At 64.3% G+C, this 22,143-nt stretch carries 20 protein-coding genes and 1 tRNA gene; 10 read left to right on the top strand and 11 right to left on the bottom strand.

The window, feature by feature from the left end; all coding sequences use genetic code 11:
• Positions 1–39 precede the first annotated feature (39 nt).
• Positions 40–1,521, top strand: a complete 1,482-nt coding sequence (locus ABG82_RS12315; RefSeq protein ID WP_043079301.1) for an Ada metal-binding domain-containing protein — start codon at positions 40–42, stop codon at positions 1,519–1,521.
• Complete coding sequence (locus tag ABG82_RS12310; RefSeq protein WP_043079302.1) at positions 1,518–2,021, top strand: methylated-DNA--[protein]-cysteine S-methyltransferase; 504 nt, start codon at positions 1,518–1,520, stop codon at positions 2,019–2,021. Before ABG82_RS12315 ends, ABG82_RS12310 begins: the two co-directional genes overlap by 4 nt.
• Here the strand turns inward: ABG82_RS12310 and ABG82_RS12305 are convergent.
• Both ABG82_RS12305 and ABG82_RS12300 read right to left on the bottom strand, forming a co-directional pair.
• Positions 1,978–2,712 carry a rhomboid-like protein gene (locus ABG82_RS12305; protein ID WP_052511079.1) on the bottom strand — a complete coding sequence of 245 codons (735 nt, stop codon included), beginning with the start codon at positions 2,710–2,712 and terminating at the stop codon, positions 1,978–1,980. The two genes, ABG82_RS12310 and ABG82_RS12305, sit on opposite strands and share 44 nt — an antisense overlap.
• Before the next feature lie 54 nt (positions 2,713–2,766).
• Positions 2,767–3,777 carry an adenylate/guanylate cyclase domain-containing protein gene (locus tag ABG82_RS12300; protein WP_043079304.1) on the bottom strand — a complete coding sequence of 337 codons (1,011 nt, stop codon included), beginning with the start codon at positions 3,775–3,777 and terminating at the stop codon, positions 2,767–2,769.
• 901 nt (positions 3,778–4,678) lie between these two features.
• On the opposite strand from ABG82_RS12300, the gene ABG82_RS12295 reads away from it, so the two are divergent.
• The 3 genes from ABG82_RS12295 (at position 4,679) to ABG82_RS12285 (ending at position 7,301) form a co-directional block, all read left to right on the top strand.
• Positions 4,679–5,917: an ISL3 family transposase gene (locus tag ABG82_RS12295; protein WP_043080596.1), complete on the top strand. Its 1,239-nt coding sequence runs from the start codon at positions 4,679–4,681 to the stop codon at positions 5,915–5,917.
• A gap of 219 nt (positions 5,918–6,136) precedes the next feature.
• Positions 6,137–6,733, top strand: coding sequence for an MspA family porin (locus tag ABG82_RS12290; RefSeq protein WP_043078609.1), 597 nt, complete (start codon positions 6,137–6,139; stop codon positions 6,731–6,733).
• A 13-nt stretch (positions 6,734–6,746) separates the two neighbouring features.
• Complete coding sequence (locus tag ABG82_RS12285; RefSeq protein ID WP_043078608.1) at positions 6,747–7,301, top strand: hypothetical protein; 555 nt, start codon at positions 6,747–6,749, stop codon at positions 7,299–7,301.
• A gap of 78 nt (positions 7,302–7,379) precedes the next feature.
• Here the strand turns inward: ABG82_RS12285 and ABG82_RS12280 are convergent.
• The 6 genes from ABG82_RS12280 to infC all read right to left on the bottom strand — a co-directional run bounded on the left by ABG82_RS12280 (position 7,380) and on the right by infC (position 10,634).
• Positions 7,380–7,450, bottom strand: a tRNA-Cys gene (locus ABG82_RS12280).
• 70 nt (positions 7,451–7,520) lie between these two features.
• The gene (locus ABG82_RS12275; RefSeq protein ID WP_043078607.1) at positions 7,521–8,477 is read right to left on the bottom strand and encodes an oxidoreductase; all 957 of its coding nucleotides are present in this window, start codon (positions 8,475–8,477) and stop codon (positions 7,521–7,523) included.
• A gap of 66 nt (positions 8,478–8,543) precedes the next feature.
• The gene (locus ABG82_RS12270) at positions 8,544–9,296 is read right to left on the bottom strand and encodes a TrmH family RNA methyltransferase (protein WP_043078606.1); all 753 of its coding nucleotides are present in this window, start codon (positions 9,294–9,296) and stop codon (positions 8,544–8,546) included.
• A gap of 44 nt (positions 9,297–9,340) precedes the next feature.
• On the bottom strand, positions 9,341–9,730 hold the full coding sequence (rplT, locus tag ABG82_RS12265) for a 50S ribosomal protein L20 (protein ID WP_005058700.1): 390 nt from the start codon (positions 9,728–9,730) through the stop codon (positions 9,341–9,343).
• Between the two features lie 64 nt (positions 9,731–9,794).
• Complete coding sequence (gene rpmI / locus ABG82_RS12260; RefSeq protein ID WP_043078605.1) at positions 9,795–9,989, bottom strand: 50S ribosomal protein L35; 195 nt, start codon at positions 9,987–9,989, stop codon at positions 9,795–9,797.
• 30 nt (positions 9,990–10,019) lie between these two features.
• Positions 10,020–10,634: a translation initiation factor IF-3 gene (gene infC / locus ABG82_RS12255; protein ID WP_078343444.1), complete on the bottom strand. Its 615-nt coding sequence runs from the start codon at positions 10,632–10,634 to the stop codon at positions 10,020–10,022.
• 287 nt (positions 10,635–10,921) lie between these two features.
• On the opposite strand from infC, the gene ABG82_RS12250 reads away from it, so the two are divergent.
• The 4 genes from ABG82_RS12250 to ABG82_RS12235 all read left to right on the top strand — a co-directional run bounded on the left by ABG82_RS12250 (position 10,922) and on the right by ABG82_RS12235 (position 16,439).
• A complete protein-coding gene (locus ABG82_RS12250) occupies positions 10,922–11,284 on the top strand; it encodes a DUF1844 domain-containing protein (protein ID WP_043078603.1) in 363 nt (120 codons plus the stop codon).
• 57 nt (positions 11,285–11,341) lie between these two features.
• Entirely contained in the window at positions 11,342–14,683 is a 3,342-nt protein-coding gene (gene lysX / locus ABG82_RS12245) for a bifunctional lysylphosphatidylglycerol synthetase/lysine--tRNA ligase LysX (protein ID WP_043078602.1), read from the top strand.
• 94 nt (positions 14,684–14,777) lie between these two features.
• Entirely contained in the window at positions 14,778–16,154 is a 1,377-nt protein-coding gene (locus ABG82_RS12240; RefSeq protein ID WP_043078601.1) for an alpha/beta hydrolase, read from the top strand.
• A gap of 24 nt (positions 16,155–16,178) precedes the next feature.
• Positions 16,179–16,439, top strand: coding sequence for a PspA/IM30 family protein (locus ABG82_RS12235; RefSeq protein ID WP_043078600.1), 261 nt, complete (start codon positions 16,179–16,181; stop codon positions 16,437–16,439).
• On the opposite strand, the gene ABG82_RS12230 is transcribed toward ABG82_RS12235, so the two are convergent.
• Together ABG82_RS12230 and uvrA are read right to left on the bottom strand one after the other, a co-directional pair.
• A complete protein-coding gene (locus ABG82_RS12230) occupies positions 16,396–17,877 on the bottom strand; it encodes an AMP-binding protein (protein ID WP_043078619.1) in 1,482 nt (493 codons plus the stop codon). The genes ABG82_RS12235 and ABG82_RS12230 overlap by 44 nt on opposite strands.
• 10 nt (positions 17,878–17,887) lie before the next feature.
• Entirely contained in the window at positions 17,888–20,842 is a 2,955-nt protein-coding gene (uvrA, locus tag ABG82_RS12225; RefSeq protein ID WP_043078599.1) for an excinuclease ABC subunit UvrA, read from the bottom strand.
• A 151-nt stretch (positions 20,843–20,993) separates the two neighbouring features.
• Here uvrA and ABG82_RS12220 point away from each other — a divergent pair, with 151 nt between their 5' ends.
• The gene (locus ABG82_RS12220) at positions 20,994–21,671 is read left to right on the top strand and encodes an MBL fold metallo-hydrolase (protein WP_043078598.1); all 678 of its coding nucleotides are present in this window, start codon (positions 20,994–20,996) and stop codon (positions 21,669–21,671) included.
• Between the two features lie 28 nt (positions 21,672–21,699).
• Here the strand turns inward: ABG82_RS12220 and ABG82_RS12215 are convergent, their stop codons facing one another.
• The gene (locus tag ABG82_RS12215; protein ID WP_043078597.1) at positions 21,700–22,140 is read right to left on the bottom strand and encodes a universal stress protein; all 441 of its coding nucleotides are present in this window, start codon (positions 22,138–22,140) and stop codon (positions 21,700–21,702) included.
• Positions 22,141–22,143 lie beyond the last annotated feature (3 nt).

Here is a 22,143-nt window from a genome sequence, read left to right as displayed (position 1 = left end):
CCGCTAGCGTCGGCCGGTGGGCAGAGGCATGCTCGTGTCATGGAACTTGACGCCGAGGCGTGTTACCGGGCAGTCCAGTCCCGCGACACACGATTCGACGGGCAGTTCTTCACCGCGGTACGCACTACCGGGATCTACTGCCGGCCATCGTGCCCGGCCATCACACCCAAACGCCAGAACGTTTCATTCCACCCCACAGCGGCCTCCGCGCAGGCCGCGGGATACCGCGCCTGCCGACGCTGTCTGCCCGACGCGGCACCCGGATCTCCGCTGTGGAACATCAAGTCCCATTTGGCTGTCCGTGCCATGCGCCTCATCGGCGACGGAGTGGTCGAACGCGACGGCGTGGACGGCTTGTCGCGCGCGCTCGGGTATTCGAGCCGCCAGCTCAACCGAGTCCTGCTGGCCGAGCTCGGCGCCAGCCCCCTGGCACTGGCCCGGGCGAATCGGGCCACTACCGCACGCCTGCTGATTCAACGGACCGATCTGCCGATGTCCGATGTTGCCTTTGCAGCGGGGTTTTCCAGCATCCGGCAGTTCAATGACACGATCGCGGCGGTCTTCGCAACAACACCGTCGAAACTGCGCAGCGAGCTCCCCGGCAGAGAACGACCCGCGCCCGAGACCATCCCTGGTGCCGTCAGCCTCAAACTTCCGCTACGACAGCCCCATAACGTCGCGTGGTCGACCTGGCTGCTGGAACACCACTGCGCGCGGGGTGTTGAGGACTTCTCCGAGGGGCGCTACACCCGCGCCCTGCGGATGCCCCATGGCCCCGTCATCGCAACACTGACGGTGGGCACCGAGCAGGTCCGCGCGGACCTGCAGCTGACAGACATGCGGGACCTGGCCCCCTCGGTGGCGCGGCTGCGGCACCTGCTGGACCTGGATGCCGATCCCTCGGCCGTTGACCAAGCCCTGCGATCTCATCCCGCCCTTGTTCCACTCGTCGCCGAGGCGCCGGGAATCAGAGTCCCCGGCACCGTCGATGGTGCAGAGCTTTTGTTGCGCACCATGATCGGTCAACAGATCTCCGTTGCCGCGGCCAACACGGCGACCGCATCCCTGGTGGCCGCCCTCGGCGAACCCGTCACCGACACCACCGGAAGAGTGACCCACCTCTTTCCGACGGCCGAATCGGTTGCCGCCGCCGGTGGGCAGGTCATGACGGGGCCATCGGCACGCATCGCAGCAATAGTGGGAGCCGCTGAGCGGGTCTCGACCGGGAAGCTGGAGCTACATCACGGCTTGACCGCGGCCGATCTGCGCCGACAACTTTTGGATATCAAAGGAATTGGCCCGTGGACGGCCGATTACGTGGTCATGCGCCAATTGGCCGACCCCGACGTCCTGTTGGAGCATGACCTCGTACTGCGGCGCGGCGCTGACGCCGCGGGTATCCCCATGGCCGCCGCCCGCGCCGGCTCACCATGGCGGTCCTATGTCTCTATGCACCTGTGGCGCAAGGGAATCACCGCACTGCCACGGCCACGCACTCGCAAACCGAAGGGAAATTCGTGACCGATCACGCGACATTGATCACCCCGGTGGGTCCGTTTACCGCCATCGTTGATGCTGCCGGTGCCGTTCTCGCATCGGGATGGACCGACTCTCCTGAGCTGCTCCGGGCGCTGATTCACCCGTCATTGCGACCACAGACCCTCACCCCCAAAGCTGATCTGGGAAAGGTCACCAAGGCAATCGCCGACTATCACGTGGGCGATCTGACCTGCATCGACTCGATTCCTGTCGTCCAGCATTCCGGGGAGTTCCTGATGCACGCCTGGGAGGTACTGCGGATGGTCGATCCGCAGGCACCCATCACCTACAGCGAGTTCGCCATCCGTGCGGGGCGGCCAGCCGCCATCCGTGCGGCCGCGAGCGCCTGCGCACGGAACGCTGCGGCGTTGTTTGTGCCGTGTCACCGGGTATTTCGTATCGGTGGCGCCTTGGGCGGCTTTCGCTACGGACTCCCGATCAAGCGATGGCTACTTGACCACGAGGCCGCCGCCGCTCACTGACCCAGTGTGTGATCAGCACCGCCGCCACCCCAGCGGGCAGAGCCGCGGCCAGCGTCTGCGCGTCCTCCGAGAACAGCATGAGGGCAAAGAGGCCACCAAAAGCCAACAACGACAGCCGAAGAGTCGACCACTGCGGCGCATGCGATGGAGCCAGCCATGCCCCGAACATCCCGAGTAGCAGCGCGGTCAGGTGGCCGACTTCGGTGAAGGTCTGATTGCACACAATGGACACGACCCCTACCGTGATCCACCCCCATACCCAGGATGTGCGCCATCGCGGCGGGATCGAGAAGGTGAGCGCGCCGAGCACGGCCGCCGTCCCGTAGCTCATTCCGACATCACTGGCGCGCGCGATGGACACAGGGGCCCAATGAAGTGAAATCGCGAAAGCCAGCCCCAAACCGACGATGAGGGTTGCTCCGATATGCCCCAACACAAATGTGAGCGCCAATCGTCCACTACGCCACTGCAGTTCAGCCAGCGCAAGGATGCTCATCAGCCCCGGAAGCCATAGGTAGATCGGCCCGGCGTCGGTCACGAACGCACTGCCGATGAGGGTGCCCAAATGCCCCTGGTGGAGATTGTGCAGATTGGTGCTCGCATGCGCGACGACCCGATCTTGCATGCGGGGGCCTTCTGCCACCAACACCGCGGCGACCACGACCAGGGCCGCCGCGTAGCCGATCGTCACGCGCAGCCGTACTAGCGCGGCCCATACTCTCCGCATGACCCATGATCGCACCGTCTAGGTGCGACCGTCGTCTCCCGGGGCTGGCAGTTCCCTACGAGTTTCAAGTAGGTACATCTTCATATTCTCGGGGACTCCGGCGGGCCTGCTGGAGAAAAGCGGGCGTCGTACCGGGGTGGGGGTAAGACCCATGTGGTCGAGAAAAACCAGCGGTACCTTCGCCAGCGCAGGTTGCGAGATGGCCAGGCCGCCCTTGGCGGCGCTCTCCATGACTCGCGCCGCGATGTTCACGTCGACTCCCAGCCAATCCGAGCCGATACGCTGGGGTGTGCCGGTGTGGATACCGATCCGCATTACCGGCGTATAACCCTGGATATCAACACTTTTCAGTGCATCGCGGGCCGGAATGATAGCGCGTAGCGCCGTCACGGGGTCGTCGAAGACAGCCATGATGCCGTCGCCCATACGCTTGACCACCTGGCCCCCCGCGCTGAGCATCGGCGGTTCGGAGACGGCGGCCACCCGGCGCAGCAGCTTGAGAGTCGCCTCGTCACCGGCCTCAAGCGCCCACCCTGAGAAGCCCACAAGATCGGTGAACACCAGGGTCACTTCCCGGTTGGCCGGTTGCTTGCTGACCTTCTCCGTGAAGGCCTGCCAAATCTGCAACGCCCCGAACCCGAACTCACGTACGGCGGTGTCCCTGTCCGTCACCAGTCGGTCGGCCGCACGCGCGACCGCACTCGCTCCGCCAAAACCGCTGGTGGACAACGGGTCACCAAAATAGGGATCACCAGGAAGGGAACGCCGCGCCCGGCGTACCGCAGCCACGACTGCTGGGTCACGGTCCATTTTGCGAAACCAGCTACCGGCGGTGCGTGACGCACGCGCGATATGAAGGGATGCGGGTTCAGTGGGCTCGACGTCGCTCTCGGCCGACTCGGCGCCCTCAGCAGCCAGGGCGGGGTCATGCCGCACAGGTCCACGGGTACGACCTCGCCTGCGCTTACGGATCCCAGAGTCGTGCTCACCGTCCGGTTCGGCATCGAGGCCCGACGGCTCGACATCCACAGAGTCAGCCTATGTGCTGCGATGAATGGCGGCAATCTTGCGGCCGCCGGTGTCGCCCGGTTTGCAGCCGCCCGCTAAATCCCTGGTCGCAGGGCATTCATGCTGGTAGCGACGACGCATTGGTGGATGCCTGTTTTTCGCTACTCCCCCAATATCAGCGACGTCTTCGCCGCCAACGCCGGATATCTCGCGGCATGAAAGTGATGGGCGCCACATGGAAGATTCGCGAAGGGATACGCCACTTCGGCGAAATCCACCATCGGCGGACCGCAGGACCATTCAGCCCGGATTCGCTGACGCCATGGACGCGCGGCGCCATGGCGAGACCGCCAGATCACACCACAACTCCGCTCACGGCAAGTAGCGGGCGTCGCACCCATTTCCATGATCGGGCCATAGACCGGCCCGGCAGGGTGGTCGAGCTACCGAATCACTGCCGCCCCGTGCGCACAATTCTCCGAGGTCGCGACCAGGCGTAACACCCGTTTACGCAGCTTTTACAGGGCTTTACTATGGCGTAGGCCACATTTTCTCATCGGGAATTTCTATCGTCTGACAGACGAAATTGTCTCGTCCGGACAACGGGTTTACCCCGGCGTGGATGGTTCGTCACATGCCGTTCATCAGGTGATTGGCCCTGTACAACAATATATTTGGACAGCCTGTCCTTTGCTATTTGCCAGCATCCAGCAACACTTCATCAACTCACAATGAACGAAACCCGAAAGTGAGCAGCTTTGTCTCCGACGGCAATTTCTGTGAAAAACCTGTGAAAAGTGGCTCTATTGCCATGAATGTGGGTCGGGTGGGGTGTGCTATGTCTCGCGTGGCGGAGTGGTCTGGGCGCACGGGTAGCTCATAGGTTCGAAAGCTCCTACACCTCGTACCAAGGAGCTTGCCCGTGCGCGCGACCACTTTACTCAACCGTGTCCTCGACCTGCCGAAGACCACGGTCCGCGACGTCGAGTGCGGCGACAAGGTGACGGTGTGGGTGCGCCCGCAACAGCGGGTGATGTCCTGTCCGCATTGCGATTTCCGTACCCGGCACCGCTACGACACACGGATGGTGGATTCGGCGTGGCGGCACCTGGACCTCAGTGGGCGGGTATGTGTGCTCAAACTGCGGCGACGTCGGTTGCGCTGCCCCGAGCACGGTGTCCTGGCCGAGTCAGTGCCGTTCGCGCGGCCGGGATCGGGGTTCACCCGCGACTTCGAGGACCTTGCGGTCTGGCTGGCCGCCAAGTGTGACAAGAAGACGGTGTCGACGTTCTGCCGCGTCACGTGGCGCACCGTCGGGGCGATGTGTTCGCGCGTCGTGGCCGAGAAACTGGACCCCGACCGGCTGGCCGGGCTGGTCGACATCGGCGTCGATGAGATCTCCTGGCGCAAGCACCACAAGTATTTGACTTTGGTGTCCGACCACGACACCGGCACAATCGTGTGGGGTGCGCCGGGCAAGAAGGCAGCCACTCTCGACGCGTTCTTCACCGCGGCCCTACCCGCCGATGGCGCGAAGAAGATCGAGGCCGTGTCGATGGACCTCGGGCCGGCATTCGCGAAATCCGTTCGCGCACATGCCCCGCAGGCGGTGATCTGCTTCGATCCGTTCCATGTCGTCAAACTAGCCACCGACGCCCTCGACGACGTTCGCCGTCAGGTATGGCAGTCCGCGCGCAAACTGTCGGACAAGCAGATCGCCAAAACCTACAAGGGAGCCCGCTGGGCGCTGCTGAAGAACCCCGAATCCCTCACCGACACACAGAAAGCCACCCTCGCCCAGCTCAAACGCGAGGGCGGCGCACTGGTCCGCGCCTACGAACTGAAGGAATCGCTGCGGGCGGTGTTCGCCGGGGATCTTGACGCCGACACCGTCACCGACATGCTCGGGAAATGGTGCTCATGGGCGCAGCGGTGCCGGATCCCGCAGTTCGTCAAGGTCGGCCGAACCATCAACAAACACCTCGATGGCATCCAAGCCGCGGTGGAGCGCGGACTGGCCAACGGCCGCCACGAAGGGCTCAACAACAAGGTCCGGTTGATCATCCGCAGGGCCTACGGCTTCCACAACGCCGAGAACGCGCTCGCCATGATCATGCTCGTCTGCGGACCGGTGACCCTCGAACTCCCATACCACACATGAGGTCATCCACATTCATGGCAATAGAGCCTGAAAAGTGATCTGCGGCGCCGATTGCGTCGGCGTATCTTTCCGTCAGCTCACATAACGAACCCATCACACCGATACGTAATCGACGACGCCGCATAGCTCTCAAACTTCAGGCATTGGTTCACCACCGTTCACATCCACAAGGGGAAACGAGGCATCCACATGGCAGTACGTAAGCGCGTTGGCGCCGTCATGGCGCTGGTCACTGCGATCTGCACTCTGGCAACGGCTCCGGCGCATGCCGATCCCGTCGCCATGGCACCCCAGACGTACACCAAGGTGACTCGTGACGGCTGGACACTGGTGATCCGGATCGACCACGAGACCATCAACTCGGTGCCCAACTTGGCCGAGGCCTCCAACTCGCGCGAGGCGTTCGTGACCTTCGACGCGACAGCGATCGCCACCGGTGGTGCCGCCCCTATCACCGACAGCCTGTTCATCGCGGGCTACCAACTGGGATGCCAGACCGACGTCTCCAGCGGCCTACAGATCGGTGGCACCGGCGGTCTGGCTGGATCGGTGGGGTATCCGGCGAGCGTTGGCGGATCAGGCGGTATCGCTGGGTTCGTGCAGACCATCCTGCAGCCGGGTGTGATCACCGACCTGCCTTTGGCCAACATGGCGCTCAGCGATGGCGGAAAGGCCATGCTGGACGTGGACAATCTGCACATCAAGGCGGATGCTTGCGGTGGCGATGTCACCATTCGCTCGTATGTCTATCTGCGCATCTCGACCGCGTCGGCGCATACTGAGTTCGCCATCTACGGCGACCCGATGAAGATCTAAGGAGGAGATCCCTATGCCGAAGAAAAAGATCGCCGCCGCCGCGGCCGGTGTGGCCGGAGCCCTCGCCCTGGCGGGATTCACCGCACCGACCGCAGCAGCCGACCCGCCCGGCATCCCCTTCGTGCCCGGCGTGCCGGCGCCCCTGCCGGCCACCCCGGGCAGCTACACCTACATCTACAACAACTTCCCGGCGGTGGCCCCGGCCACGGTCGATGCCCGCGGAGTCAGAATCGCGGCCAACGCCGATCCGACCGCCGGCGCCGCCGGTCTTCCGGGCAGCAAGCTGGGCAACAGCGCGCACCTGGCCAACGTGCTGACCTCGTCGAGCACGCGGTACGGGATTCAGGGCGGCGTCACTCCCGCCGCCCCGGCCTCCACCACCGGCGTGCAGTTCGGCGCGGGCAACGAGAACCCGGCACTGGAAGACGCACACGGCCAGCCTCCTCAGAGCATCGCGCCGATCGAGGCCGCCGCACCCACAGTGATGCCGGGCGCACCCACACCGCCGGTGCTGGAATCTCCCGATGGGCAGCCGCCCAAGCCAGCGGAGGCCCCGGCGGGCGGTTAGTCCGAGCGCAAGAAAACTCAACGGAAAACGCGGTGACCCTCTTCGGAAGGTCACCGCGTTCTCGTTTGTTCTGAATAGAGCGAGTGACGGGACTCGAACCCGTGTGAACGGCTTTGCAGGCCGGTGCCTAGCCTCTCAGCCACACCCGCGTCGAGCACCGATAATGCCGAACAACGGTGCGCGACACGAGCGTTGGACTCAGAGTGATCCGAGCACTGCCTAGCCGGTGAGGCCGGAGTAGTTCGCTCCGGTGAGCTCCACAGACTTCTCCCACAGCTCTGCTGCCAGCTTCGGGTCGCGCGCTTCCTTGGTCCGGGGTGCACGCGCCACCGGCCCACGGGCACCGGTGAGCTGAGTGGGGCCAAGGTAATCGTCGGGCTGAACATCGGGCATGGACGCCGCGTACAGCTCGGCCTCGGCGCCCTGGCGCTCATCCTGCAGCACCAGGCCCATCCCGAAGTAGAAGGCCTTATGCAGCCCCGGGATCTTGGGGATCATGGAATCGAAGAGGTTGGTCGCGGCGACTCCGGGGTGCACGTTCACCGAGAGCAACGAGGATCCGGCGGCAGCGGCCTTGCGCGACAGCTCCGAGCCGAACAGCATGCACGCCAGCTTCGAGGCGCGGTAGGCGGTCATCCGGTTGTACCGGCGTTGAGTGAAGTTCAGGTCGTCAACCTTGAGATTGTTGCGTCCCTGCGCGTGCGCGACGCTGCCCAGCGAGATGACCCGCGGCGCGTTGGCAGCCAGTAGCGAGGGCAGCAGCGCGTCCGTCAGCACGAAGTGACCGAGGTGGTTCACACCGATCTGCATCTCGAATCCTTCGGCGGTGCGCTGCAACGGAATCGCCATGACACCGGCGTTGTTCAGCAGCACATCGATGGTGGGCGCCTGGGTACGGATGGCGTCCGCCGCAGATCGCACCGATGCCAGACTGGTGAGATCCAGCTCGACGAGCGCATGATCGGCATCTGGGCCCAGTGCTCGCACCTTGTCCAGCGCCGCACGCCCGGTCTGCTGGTTGCGGCAGGCAAGCACAACCCGGGCACCGGCGCGCGCCAGGGCCTCTGCGGCGACCAGACCCAGACCGTTGTTGGCGCCCGTGATGACGTGCGTCTTACCGGCCTGGTCGGGAACGTCCGACTCGCGGAAGTGCCTGATCTGCAGGGGTGCGGGCATGAGGTTCCTCGATCCGTAGAAGTTACTAGTACTCGTCGTTACGGCTTTGTCGGATAGTACTGGAGGCTATTGACGGCGATGCATCCGCGCCGTGGCGTACAGACAAATCGACGCGGCGCTGGCCAGGTTGAGGCTCTCGGCTCCCCCGCGCATCGGGATGTTGATCCGATGCGTCGCCAGGGCGGCGGTCGCGTCGTCGAGCCCGTGGGCCTCATTTCCGAAGAACCAGGCACAAGGCCCGGCGAGCACGGCATCCGCGTCGTCGAGCGAGAGATCACCGTCGAGCGTGGTGGCCAGCATCGCGGTACCCCGCGCTCCCAGATCAGCGGCGACGGCAGCGACGCCCGGCTCAGATACCACCGGAATGTTGAAAATGCTTCCCGCCGAAGCGCGCAGGCTTTTTCCGTTGAACGGATCGACACTGTTCCCGGCCAACACAACGGCATCGGCGCCCATCGCGTCGGCCACCCGGATCAGGGTGCCCGCGTTGCCCGGCTCTGAGATATCAACGGCCACAACGACGAGCCGAGGTGAGCGGGCGGCAATGTCGGACCATGCCGCCGTGACAACGCGGCACTGAGCTACCAGACCCACCGGAGTCACGGTCTCGGACAACGCTTTCGCGGCCCGCTCGGTGACCAGGCACAGCGGCGCGTCGGCCAACAGATCGGCGAATCGCTCTACCGCCGACTCCGTCGCGAAGACACGTTCGACCACCCCAGCACGCAGTGCGCCCTCGACAAGGTTGGGGCCTTCCGCAAGAAAAAGACCGGCCCGCCGACGAGCGGCGGGCCGGTGCAGTTTGACCGCGTCGATCACTGTTTGTGATCGCTCAGTCAGTGCCATTGAGCCAGGCGGAACGCTCAGGCGGCTTCCCCGGCCGGAGCATTGACGTCCTCAGGCAGCGCGGCCTTGGCGACCTCAACCAGGGCGGTGAACGCGGCAGCGTCGCTGACGGCCAGCTCGGCGAGGTTCTTGCGGTCAACCTCAACGCCGGCGATCTTCAGGCCCTGGATGAAGCGGTTGTAGGTGATGTCGTTGGCGCGGGCCGCAGCGTTGATACGCGCGATCCAGAGCTTGCGGAACTCACCCTTGCGGGCGCGACGGTCCCGGTAGGCGTAGGTCAGCGAATGCAGCTGCTGCTCTTTGGCCTTCCGGTACAGGCGGGACCGCTGACCGCGGTAGCCCTTGGAGGCCTTCAGGATTGTCCGGCGCTTCTTCTGGGCGTTGACGGCCCTTTTCACGCGTGCCATAAGTGTGTTCCTTCTAGTGATGCAGTGTGGTGCTGTGTATTGGGGGTGGTCGTGGCGGAGGCGGTTAGCCGGCCAGCATCTTCTTGACGCGCTTGGCGTCGTTCTCCGCTACGACGGCGCGGCCGTCCAGGCGGCGGGTGCGGGTGGTGGGCTTGTGCTCCAGCAGGTGGCGACGGTTCGCCTTCTGCCGCACGATCTTTCCGCTGCCGGTGGTGCGGAAGCGCTTCGACGCACCGCTGTGGGTCTTGGCCTTAGGCATCTTGGTGTTCCCTGTCCTTCGTTTTCCGTACTAGGTCTGTTCGGTGGGCGCTTGCTCGGCGGGCGCAGCCGCCTGGGCTGGGGCCGATCCCGCTGGAGCCTCCGCCTGCTGGGCCGCCTTGGCCCGGGTCTTCGCGCCCCGGTGCGGCGCCAGCACCATCGTCATATTGCGGCCGTCCTGCTTCGCAGAGGTTTCCACGAAGCCGTATTCGGCCACGTCTGCGCCGAGCCGCTGCAGCAGCCGGTAGCCCAGCTCGGGCCGGGACTGCTCGCGTCCGCGGAACATGATCGTGACCTTGACTTTGGATCCGGCTTCCAAGAAACGGACCACATGGCCCTTCTTGGTTTCGTAGTCGTGATCGTCGATCTTCGGCCGAAGCTTCTGTTCCTTGACAACGGTCTGCTGCTGGTTCTTGCGAGACTCGCGTTCCTTCAGAGCCGTCTCGTATTTGAACTTGCCGTAGTCCATGATCTTGCAGACCGGCGGCCTGGCGTCTGGGGCTACCTCGACAAGGTCGAGATCGGCGTCGGCTGCGACGCGGAGCGCATCTTCGATCCGCACGATGCCGACCTGCTCGCCTTTCGGGCCGATCAGGCGGACTTCGGGTACGCGGATACGTTCATTGATGCGGGTCTCAGTGCTGATGTGGCCTCCCTGGCTCGTCCTCTAACTGTCGTGACCGAAGCGCGGTTCGACGGGGACAAAAGCGGGCCCATCAGCACTCTGCCCAAAAAATGAACAGAAAGGCCCTGCTCATGGCAGGGCCCCTAGCCGACCGGTCACGACGAAAACGTCGCTCTGCACAGTGCAGAAACACCCACCCGAAGGTGACTGGACCGGACCGCTGTACCTTATGGCCAGCGGTGGGAGCGGGACTCCACTTGATGTCCCCGACGGAGTCGGGAACGGTCGCACATGACAGTCTAGCAGCCGTGACCGATGACCTTGACCATGATGATCAGCACGACCAGTCCCCGACCGAAGACGTCCGCGAGCTAGCCGACATCCCCGCGATCGAAGTCATTACCAAGGCCATCGTGATGTTGATGAGCTCCAGCGCCGAGAAACTGGGCTTGTCCTCCCCCGATCCTGACGAAAGCCCGCACCGTGATTTAGATGAGGCACGCCGGTTGATCACCGCACTCGCAGGTTTGGTGGCGGCCTCGGTGGAATACCTGGGTCCACACGCCGCGCCGATTCGCGACGGGCTACAAAGCCTGCAGAAGGCTTTTCGTGAGGCCAGCGCGGTCCCCGACGAACCTGGGCAGGGCCCCGGCGAGAAGTACCTGCGTTAAAACGCCGGGAACTCAAACTCGCAGGGAATGCCAAGGCATGCCACTTATTCTCGCAAGGTGACATCCACCAAACCGGCAGTTGAACCTCCCGTCCCGGACCATTCAGTAGTCACAGCACTTCCTGGGATCGGGGCACGACCGGCCGCACGGCCACCCCTGACCTCGCGGTGGCGGTGGGTTCCGGCGTTCTTCGGCTGGTTTGTCGGCATACAGGCGATTCTGAATTTCCTGTCCAGCATTTCGCCATTCATCCGAATGGTAACCAGGCTGCCACGCGAGTTCGTCGATGAATATCTGTTCGGCTGGCCCGACGGCAGCCTGTCCTGGGCATTTGTGCTGTCGCTACTGGCCGCTGCTCTCGCCGTACGCAAGAGCATCGCGTGGTGGGTGCTGCTGATCGATTTGCTGGGCCGATCGGCACTGAACGTAGGTGGCTTTATCGAGTACCGCGACACCACCGAGCTGATCGGCTTGGTCGTACACGGCGCGTTCATCCTGCTGCTGTTGCTCGCGCGCAAAGAGTTCTACGCCAAGGTGCGACGCGGGGCGACGGTCAAGGCCGCGTTGGTGCTGACCGCCGGATTGGCGGCGGGCACGCTCATCGCGTGGGGCCTCTTGGAGCTCTTCCCCCGCACTCTCGTACCCGGCGACCGATTCTGGTGGGCGTTGAACCGTGTCGCCGGTTTCTCCATCGCATCGCACCGCGATTTCGACGGAGTCCCACCGCATTTCCTGAACTGGTTGTTTGGGCTATTCGGGGCGCTGGCCCTGATCGCCGCGGCCATCGTGCTGTTCCGCTCCCAACGGGCCGTCAACGCGCTCACCGGTGATGATGAGTCACTGATCCGTGGACTCCTGGAGCGCTACGGCCAGGATGATTCTCTGGGCTACTTCGCCACACGCCGGGACAAGGCGGTCATCTTCGCGCCCAATGGCCGTGCGGCCGTGACCTATCGGGTGGAGGTCGGCGTCTGTCTGGTCAGTGCGGACCCCATCGGCGACAAGTCGGCATGGGGTCAGGCCATCGCCGCATGGTTGCAGGTATGCGACGCATACGGCTGGGCTCCGGCGGTGATGGGCGCCAGCGCAGAGGGCGCACTCGCGTATCGCGAACATGGCCTCAACGCCTTGGAACTCGGCGACGAGGCGATCTTGTACCCGCGCTCCTTCTCAATTTCGGGTCCGCATATGGCCGCCGTGCGGCAGGCGGTCAACCGCGCCCGGCGATCGGGACTGTCGGTGCGTATCCGCCGCCACCGCGAACTGAGCGCCGAAGAGACGAAACAGATCACGGTGAACGCCGACCTGTGGCGCGACGGCAACACCGAACGCGGATTCTCCATGGCTCTCGGGCGGTTGGGCGACTCCACCGACGGCGACTGCCTACTGGTGGAGGCAATCGACGCCAACGGCGGCCCGGTAGCCATGCTCTCGCTCGTGCCCTGGGGAAACAACGGGGTATCGCTCGAATTGATGCGCCGTTCGCGCCAATCACCCAATGGCACCATCGAATTCATGGTTACCGAGCTGCTGACTCGGGCCGAGAGCATGGGGATCACCCGGGTTTCCCTGAACTTCGTGATGTTCCGCTCGGTCTACGCCGACGGCTCGCGAATCGGGGCCGGACCGGTGCTGCGGCTGTGGCGCTCGGTGCTGATGTTCGCGTCACGCTTCTGGCAGTTCGAGCAGTTGTACCGCTCGAATGTGAAGTACCAGCCCGAATGGGTACCCCGGTTCGCCTGCTACGAGGACGCCCGGCTCATCCCCCGGATCGGTATCGCTTCGGTGATCGCCGAGGGCTTCTTGGTGCTGCCCTTCGGAAACCGCGACAAGCCGCGGCACACTGGCCAATACAGTGCGGTCCCCCAAGCCATCGTGGCCACCGGGCTGTTGCATCACGACGGCAGCACGCCCGATCTGCTGCCTCAGGCCACCCCCAAGCAGCGCGTGCCCGAGCAGGTGAAGGTGCGGCTTGGCAAGCTAGCAGCCTTGCAGGAGAAGGGAATCGACGCATATCCGGTGGGGTCGCCGCCGTCGCATACCGTCGCCCAAGCGCTGGCCGCACCCGACGGTAGCGAGGTGGTCATCAGCGGTCGCCTCCTGCGGATCCGCGACTACGGCGGTGTGCTGTTCGCCCAGCTGCGCGATTGGTCGGATGAAGTGCAGCTGCTCATCGATGATCCGCGTCTGCATGAAGAGTTCACCGCTGCTGTCGACTTGGGCGACTTGATCGAGGCCAGCGGGGTCATGGGCCGATCGCACAACGGCACCCGGTCGGTCCTGGTGCGGTCGTGGCGGATCATCGGCAAGTGCCTGCATCCCCTCCCGGACAAACGCAAGGGGCTTATCGACCCGGAGGCCAGGGTGCGCGCGCGATACCTCGATCTGGCCATCAATCCCGAGGCCCGTGAGCAGATAGCAGCACGCAGCGCGATCATCACATCGCTGCGCAGCACCTTGTTGTCCGAGGGATTCCTCGAGGTGGAGACACCGATCCTGCAGCAGGTGCACGGCGGCGCCAACGCGCGTCCATTCCTGACCCATATCAACGCGTACAACCTGGATCTGTATCTGCGTATCGCGCCGGAGCTGTATCTGAAACGACTCTGTGTCGGCGGCGTGGAGCGAGTCTTCGAGCTGGGCCGGGCCTTCCGCAATGAGGGGGTGGACTTCAGCCACAACCCCGAGTTCACGCTGCTGGAGGCCTACCAGGCGCACGCGGACTACATCACCTGGGCCAAGACCACCCAGCGGCTGATCCAGAATGCCGCGAAAGCCGCGCATGGCAGCGAAGTGGTGATGCGCCCCGGCGCCGATGACACCGACGCCAAGCTGGTGCCGGTGGATATCAGCGGCGAGTGGCCGATCATCCCCGTACATGACGCGGTCTCACGCGCTCTCGGCGAGCAGGTCGACGCGACGACGGAAATCCCGGCGCTGCAACGGTTTTGCCAGTCGGTCGAAGTGCAGTTCAATCCGCGGTGGGATGCCGGCCATCTGGTGCTGGAGCTCTATGAACGGCTGGTCGAGAAACACACGACGACCCCGACGTTCTACAGCGATTTTCCCGTGTCGGTGTCGCCATTGACCCGCCCGCACCGCAGCATCGCCGGTCTCGCCGAGCGGTGGGATCTCGTCGCGTGGGGCGTCGAACTTGGCACCGCCTACACCGAGTTGACCGATCCGGTGGAGCAGCGACGGCGCTTGTACGAGCAATCACTGCTGGCTGCGGGCGGAGACGCCGAGGCGATGGAACTCGACGAGGATTTCCTGCGGGCCATGGAGTACGCGATGGCGCCGACCGGAGGTATGGGAATGGGTGTCGACCGGGTGGTCATGCTGATCACCGGACGCAGCATCCGCGAGACGCTGCCCTTCCCCCTGGCCAAGCCGCGCTAGGTCGTGGCCCGCACTGAGTAGTCTGGAATTGTTGGCGTTCCGTATCCGGACTCGTCGGACAGCTGACAGATAATTCACAGAAACCTAGGTCATCATGAGTGCCGTGTCCGGTCATGACATCTCGCTGTTACATGGGAACTTTGCCGTCTCCATGCAGGTCATCGCCGGCTTTGCGCTCGTCATCGCGATTGGTTTGCGTACTCGCCGGTGGTTTCGCCGCTGGGTACCCGTTGCGGTAGGCATCGGCGCGGCCCTCGCCGCCTGGGCCTATTGGTACATCCAGTCCGAGGGCTGGGCAGACAGAGGCAACCCGGCTCCGCTGATGCTCTGGGTGTGGATCGCGCTCACCGGCGTCGCTGCCACCGTCCTGGTGGTGGGCTGGCGCACGGCGCGCTGGTGGCGCCGCGCAGTCGCACTGACCGCGGTCCCACTCGCCGTACTGTCGGGCTCACTCATGTTGAATCAATGGGTCGGCTACGTGCGTAGCGTCCAATCCGGATGGGCGCAGCTAACCGCCGGTCCGCTCCCCAATCAAGCCGATATGGCGACCGTGACCGCCGCACGCGCGGAGCGGCGCGGGCCGACCATGACCAAGGGCAAGCTCGTCCCGGTCGATATCCCAGCCGATGCCAGCGGATTCCGGCACCGCAAGGAGATCGTGTACCTGCCTCCGGCCTGGTTTGACTCCACACGTGCCGAGCTGCCCACGATCATGATGATCGGCGGCGAGTTCAACACCCCCAGCGACTGGATTCGGAGCGGAAACGCGGTCGACGTGGCCGACGCCTTCGCCAGCCAGCATGGCGGCAACGCGCCGGTGATGGTGTTCGTCGATGCCGGCGGTTCGTTCAACAACGACACCGAATGTGTGAATGGGCCGCGCGGCAACTCCGCCGATCACCTGACAAAAGATGTCGTCCCCTTCATGGTGTCGCGCTTCGGAGTCAGCCCACGCCCGCAGAACTGGGGCATCGTGGGCTGGTCCATGGGTGGTACCTGCGCCGTGACCCTTGCCGCCAGGCACCCCGAACTGTTCAGCGCCTTCGAGGACATCGCCGGCGACATGTCGCCGAACACCGGAAACAAGGCACAGACGATCGCCCGCCTCTTCGGCGGCGACGCCGGCGCCTGGGATCAGTTCGACCCGGCGACGGTGATGACCCGTCATGGACGTTATGCCAACACCGCGGGCTGGTTCGACGTCAACGGGATGCACCGGGCCGGATCCGGCGCGATCACCAGTAGCGGAGCATCACCCGGCGCGGCAGCGGCCGTCCCGCTGAGCGATCAGGACCGTGCCGCGCACAAACTGTGTGAGGTGGCTACGGCACAGGGGATCTCATGCACGGTGCAGCACAAGCCCGGTGAGCACAAGTGGCCGTTCGCGCAGACTGCCTTCACCTCAGCACTTCCATGGATGGCGGGCCGGATCGGTACGCCCACGGTCCCCGATATGCCGCTGCCGCGCTAGCCGCGAAGGGTAGCGTCGATCGGTATGACCGATACTCCTGATCCGGGGTACACCGACAGCGGTGTACCGACGTTCGAGTCGGTGCGCGAGAAGATCGAGACCCGCTCGGGCACCGCCGCCGGGTCGGCCGAGCTGGATGCCGAAAGTGACGAAGGTCGCGCGCTTGAGGAACAGTTCGAGGCCAGAAACCAGGCCGCGGCCGAGCGGCTGGAGGAGATCCGTAGGTCGATGCGCCAGGACGCTAGCCGTCAGCTGCCCGACGGGCAATCGCCTGCTCACGGATGAGACTGCGCCGGACCTTGCCGGAATCTTCCCGCAACGGTTCGGCGACGAACTCGATGGTGCGCGGCACCTTGTATCGAACTATCTGGTCGAGCAGATAGTCGCGCAGCTGATCCTCGGTGACGTTACGTTCAGCGTGCACCACAGCATGCACGCTCTGACCAAGATCGTCATCGGGTAGGCCCACCACAACGCTGTCGATCACGCCCGGGTAGCCGTTCATGATCGATTCCACTTCTGCGGGAAACACATTCGCGCCACCGGTGACGATCAAGTCGGTACGTCGATCACTCATGTAGAGGTAGCCGTCATCGTCCAGCCAGCCGAGATCGCCGATCGACTCCCAGGTGCCGAATCGCTTGATCTGTGCCCCCAGGTACTTGTATGGCGTGGGCATGCCCTCCCATGGGCGCATGAAGATCTCCCCCACCTCGCCGGCAGGCAAAGGATTTCCGTCCTCGTCGAGGATGGCGAGTTCACCGAGCGCCGGCTTTCCGACGGAGCCACGGTGAGCCAGCCATTCCTGCCCGGTGATGATGGTGCCGCCGATGGCCTCCGTACCGGCGTACAGCTCCCAAATCACTTCCGGTCCCAGCAGATCTATCCACGCTTGCTTCAGCCACACCGGACACGGAGCCGCCATATGCCACAGCACGCGAATGGTGGAGAGGTCGAACCGTCCGGGGTATTGCCGGAGCTCACGCAGCATGCGCGACATCATGGTGGGCACCACCTGCAGCCAGGTGACCTTGTGGGCAGCGATCAGCTCGAGCGCCTCGAGTGCGTCGAACTTCGGCTGCACAATCAGGTGGTGTCCGAGCAGCAACCCGTACGACGAAAACATCAGCGGCGCATTGTGATACAGCGGGCCCGCGACAAGCTGGGCGTCCGCGTGCTGCATACCCACCATCTCACCCGCCGCGGGTCCGGTGATGGTGGCGGGAGTGGGTGCCAGGATGATCTTGGGCCGGCCGGTGCTGCCCCCGGAGGTGGGTGCCTTCCAGGCGGGTGAAACCACCTCGGGCAGTGGATCAGCGGCAGCGTCTTCGGCGGTTGGCTCGAATCCTGCTGGGACACAAACCCGATCGGGATGTTCTGCGGGGTCTACCCCGACCACGAGCGTCGAGTCGGCCAGTTCCACGATTGCCCGGCGTTCGGCGAGAGGCAGCCGCCAGGACACCGGTTGCGGGGTGGCACCCAGCTTCCATACCGCGATTTGGGCAGCGAAGAACTCCACCGAGTTGGGCAGTGCGATGGTGACGAGATCACCCTGCCGCACCCCGAGCCGCCGGTATGCGTGCGCCAGCGCGGTGGCGCGCCGCTCCAACTCCGCCCGGGTGACCGAGTCGGTACCGCAGGTGACGGCCGGGGCATCCGGTTCTGCCTGCGCCAGGTTGGCGAGGATACGGACGAACGGTTCACCAACCACGGCGTCAGTCATGACTGCCACCCTAGACCGCAGTGACAACCTTCCTGGTCCTCGCTTTGGCGGCTGTGGTTCCGGCGCTCTTGGCAGGAGCTTTCGCAGGGGTCTTGCCGTTGCGCTCCGGCTTGGGCAACAGGTCCACCAGGAATTCACCGGTGTAGCTGCCCCCCGTCTGCGCGACGGATTCCGGCGGCCCCTCCGCCACCACGGTGCCGCCCCCCGATCCGCCCTCGGGACCCATATCGATGATCCAGTCCGATGTCTTGATGACATCGAGGTTGTGTTCGATGACGATGACGGTGTTGCCCTTGTCTACCAAGCCGTTGATGACCGTGAGTAGCTTGCGGATGTCCTCGAAATGCAGACCAGTGGTGGGTTCGTCGAGGATGTAGATGGTCTTGCCCGTCGAGCGCTTCTGCAGTTCGGCGGCCAGCTTGACGCGCTGCGCCTCACCGCCGGAGAGGGTCGGTGCGGGCTGCCCCAGCCGCACATAACCCAGTCCGACCTCGACGAGGGTTTTCAGATAGCGGTGGATCGAGGTGATGGGCTCGAAGAACTCGGCGGCCTCCTCGATGGGCATGTCGAGTACCTGGGCGATGGTCTTGCCCTTGTAGTGCACCTCAAGCGTTTCCCTGTTGTAGCGGGCGCCGTGGCACACCTCGCAGGGCACATAAACGTCCGGCAGGAAGTTCATCTCGATCTTGATGGTGCCGTCGCCGGTACACGCCTCGCAGCGGCCGCCCTTGACGTTGAAGGAGAACCGGCCCGGTTGATAGCCGCGGACCTTGGCCTCGGTGGTCGCCGCGAAGAGCGTGCGGATCTTGTCGAAGACCCCGGTGTAGGTAGCGGGATTCGAGCGAGGTGTACGCCCGATCGGCGACTGATCGACCCGCACCAGCTTGTCGACCTTGTCCAAACCGGTCACCCGGGTGTGCCGGCCAGGCACCTGGCGTGCCCCGTTGAGCTTGTTGGCCAGCACGGTGGCGAGAATGTCGTTGACCAGAGTCGATTTCCCCGATCCCGACACGCCGGTGACGGAGGTCAGCACCCCGAGCGGAAAGGAGACGTCGATGCCGTTGAGGTTGTGCTCGCGCGCGCCCACCACGGTCACCTGACGTTTCGGGTCAATCGCGCGGCGCATCGGCGGCAGCGGAATGCTTTCTGCGCCAGACAAATACGAACCGGTGACGGAGTTCTTGTTTTTCAGCAGCTCCGCGTAGGTGCCGCTGTGCACCACCTGGCCGCCATGCTCGCCGGCCGCCGGACCGATGTCCACCACCCAGTCGGCATGTTTGATGGTGTCCTCGTCATGCTCGACCACGATGAGCGTGTTGCCCAGATCCCTCAGCCGCGTGAGGGTGTCGATAAGGCGCCGATTGTCCCGCTGATGCAGACCGATTGAGGGTTCATCAAGAACGTAGAGCACGCCGACCAGGCCCGAGCCGATCTGGGTCGCCAGTCTGATGCGCTGCGCCTCACCGCCGGACAACGTGCCCGCCGCACGCGACAGCGACAGGTACTGCAGGCCCACGTCCAGCAGGAATCCCAGCCGGAACTGAACCTCCTTGAGCACCTGCCCGGCGATGGCCTGCTCGCGATGCCCCAGAGTCAGTGCGTTCAGGAATTGCGCACAGTCCGCGATGGACAGCTCGCACACCTCTGCGATCGATTTGGTGCCGTGCTCCCCCGCCGTCAGGGTGACCGACAGAATCTCGGGCTTGAGGCGGGTGCCGTTGCATTCGGGGCACGGGATGTCCCGCATGAACCCCTCATAACGTTCCTTGGCCCATTCCGATTCGGTTTGTTCCATGCGGCGTTGCAGGAATGCCAGCACGCCTTCGAATTCCGCGTAATAGGAACGGGTGCGCCCATACCGGTTCTTGTACCGCACATGAACCTGCTCGGTGGAGCCGTCCAGGATTGCCTTCTTGGCCGCCGCGGGCAGCTTCTTCCACGGTGTGTCCACATCGAATCCGAGAGCGTCGCCGAGTCCGGACATGAGCCGGACGAAGTAGTCGGCGTTCTGCCCCATCGACCAGGGTGCGATCGCCCCCTCGGCCAGTGTCATGTCAGGGTCAGGGACCACCAGGTCGGGGTCCACTTCCTTCTTGATGCCCAGGCCGGTGCATTCGGGGCAGGCGCCATAGGGCGAGTTGAACGAAAAAGACCGTGGTTCAAGATCATCCACGGCAAGCGGGTGGCCGTTGGGGCAGGCAAGTTTCTCGGAAAACCTGCGTTCGCGGTGCGGGGAATCTTCGTCCGCGTCGACGAACTCGAGCACCACGATGCCGTCGGCGAGCCGCAGCGCGGTCTCCACCGAGTCGGTGAGCCGCTGCTTGGAGGTCGCCTTGACCGATAGGCGGTCGATGACCACCTCGATATCGTGTTTCTCCTGCTTCTTGAGCTTGGGTGGATCGGTGAGCGAGTGCACTACACCGTCCACGCGAATTCTGCTGTAGCCCTGCGAGTTCAGCTGCTCGAACAGGTCGACGAACTCGCCCTTGCGGGTGCGCACCACCGGAGCGAGTACCTGGAACCGCAGGCCCTCCTCCATGTCCAGCACCTGATCCACGATCTGCTGGGGCGTCTGCTTCGCGATCTTCTCCCCACATACCGGGCAGTGTGGTGTGCCGGCGCGCGCGTACAGCAGACGCAGATAGTCGTAGACCTCGGTGATGGTGCCCACCGTGGACCGTGGGTTGCGGTTGGTGGACTTCTGGTCGATCGACACCGCCGGGGACAGCCCCTCGATGAAATCGACATCGGGTTTGTCCATCTGCCCGAGGAACTGCCGGGCGTAGGCCGATAGCGATTCGACGTATCGGCGCTGCCCCTCGGCGAAGATGGTGTCGAACGCAAGACTCGACTTTCCGGAACCCGACAAGCCGGTGAAGACAATGAGGCTGTCGCGGGGTAGGTCAAGGTCGATACCGCGCAGGTTGTGCTCACGCGCGCCCCGCACAATCAGACGGTCGGCCACCTGTCTCCTTTCACACTGCCCCATGCAGGTGTTTTCGCATGACCCAGCCCCTGTAGCCCCATGCGGAATCCAGGCCGACTGAGTCGTCGACTCCATGCTAGGACGAGGTACCGACAACCTTCGCGTCACTATCGGCCACTACGGTTGGAGCATGACCTCGATCACCATCGACGACGACTATTCCGGGCACATCGAGCCGGGCTCCGGAGTGGCACGTCGCACCGTGGACGGTGCGACCATCATCAAGGCCTCGGTGGGCCCGATGGACAACAACGCGTACATCGTGACATGCGCGAACACCGGCAAGTCGCTGCTCATCGACGCCGCCAACGACGCCGAGCGGCTGGCCACCCTGCTGGACGAGAACGCGCCGAACATCGAACTGATCGTGACCACACATCAGCATTTCGATCACTGGCAGGCCCTGGAAGCAATTGTCGGGAAGACTCAATCCCCCAGCGCCGCACATGATTTGGATGCCGGACCACTCCCGGTCCCACCCACCACGCTATTGGCCGGTGGCGACAGCTTCGATATCGGCGACCTGCACTTCGACGTCATTCATCTGCGTGGACATACGCCGGGCTCGGTAGCGCTGGCGTTCTCCGCCGGCGGAGTCACGCATCTGTTCACCGGGGACTCGCTGTTTCCCGGGGGTGTGGGACGGACTTCCGGTCCAGAAGACTTCAACCAGCTGCTGGACGATGTCAGTGAGCGGCTGTTCGGGGCATACCCGGATTCCACCGTTGTATACCCGGGGCACGGAGACGACACCACCCTGGGTGCCGAGCGCGGATCACTCGGTGAATGGCGCGAACGAGGCTGGTGATTCCGCCTCGTTCGAGCCCCTACCGAATCTAGGTGGTGTGAACGATCAGCACGTCGCACTTGGAACGGCGTGCGACGTCGGAGGGCACCGATCCCAGCAGGCGTCCGGCGATGGTGTTCAGACCGACGTTGCCGACGACCAGTAGATCGGCCTTGGAGTTGATCACCAGGTCAAGTAGCGCATCCACCGGCGCTCCCTCGATCGAGCGCTCTTCAACATTTCCCGCACCCGCGGCAGTCGCGCGCTCGCGTGCGGTGCGCAGGATGTCGTAGACGGGCGCCTTGCCGGTGACCTTGTACGCGTCGTCCTTGAGCACATCGGCCGAATGAGGGTTGTTCTCGGGGAAATACGCGGTCGCGACGATGAGCTTGGCGCCGGCGGCGCCCGCGATGGCTCCAGCGCGGTCGACCGCCCGGTACGACGAATCCGATCCGTCTGTACCGACAACGACAGTGCTGTATGCACTCATGAA

Source organism: Mycobacteroides immunogenum, from assembly GCF_001605725.1.
Taxonomy (GTDB): Bacteria; Actinomycetota; Actinomycetes; order Mycobacteriales; family Mycobacteriaceae; genus Mycobacterium; species Mycobacterium immunogenum.
This window is presented reverse-complemented; position numbering and strand designations above follow the sequence as displayed.

Bases quoted from the DNA above. Each gene is read 5' to 3' on its own strand.
- ABG82_RS12315 (WP_043079301.1), top strand. From the start codon at position 40: ATGGAACTTGACGCCGAGGCGTGTTACCGGGCAGTCCAGTCCCGCGAC.
- ABG82_RS12290 (WP_043078609.1), top strand. From the start codon at position 6,137: ATGGCGCTGGTCACTGCGATCTGCACTCTGGCAACGGCTCCGGCGCAT.
- ABG82_RS12285 (WP_043078608.1), top strand. From the start codon at position 6,747: ATGCCGAAGAAAAAGATCGCCGCCGCCGCGGCCGGTGTGGCCGGAGCC.
- ABG82_RS12275 (WP_043078607.1), bottom strand. From the start codon at position 8,477: ATGCCCGCACCCCTGCAGATCAGGCACTTCCGCGAGTCGGACGTTCCC.
- rplT (WP_005058700.1), bottom strand. From the start codon at position 9,730: ATGGCACGCGTGAAAAGGGCCGTCAACGCCCAGAAGAAGCGCCGGACA.
- rpmI (WP_043078605.1), bottom strand. From the start codon at position 9,989: ATGCCTAAGGCCAAGACCCACAGCGGTGCGTCGAAGCGCTTCCGCACC.
- ABG82_RS12240 (WP_043078601.1), top strand. From the start codon at position 14,778: ATGAGTGCCGTGTCCGGTCATGACATCTCGCTGTTACATGGGAACTTT.
- ABG82_RS12235 (WP_043078600.1), top strand. From the start codon at position 16,179: ATGACCGATACTCCTGATCCGGGGTACACCGACAGCGGTGTACCGACG.
- ABG82_RS12230 (WP_043078619.1), bottom strand. From the start codon at position 17,877: ATGACTGACGCCGTGGTTGGTGAACCGTTCGTCCGTATCCTCGCCAAC.
- ABG82_RS12220 (WP_043078598.1), top strand. From the start codon at position 20,994: ATGACCTCGATCACCATCGACGACGACTATTCCGGGCACATCGAGCCG.
- ABG82_RS12215 (WP_043078597.1), bottom strand. From the start codon at position 22,140: ATGAGTGCATACAGCACTGTCGTTGTCGGTACAGACGGATCGGATTCG.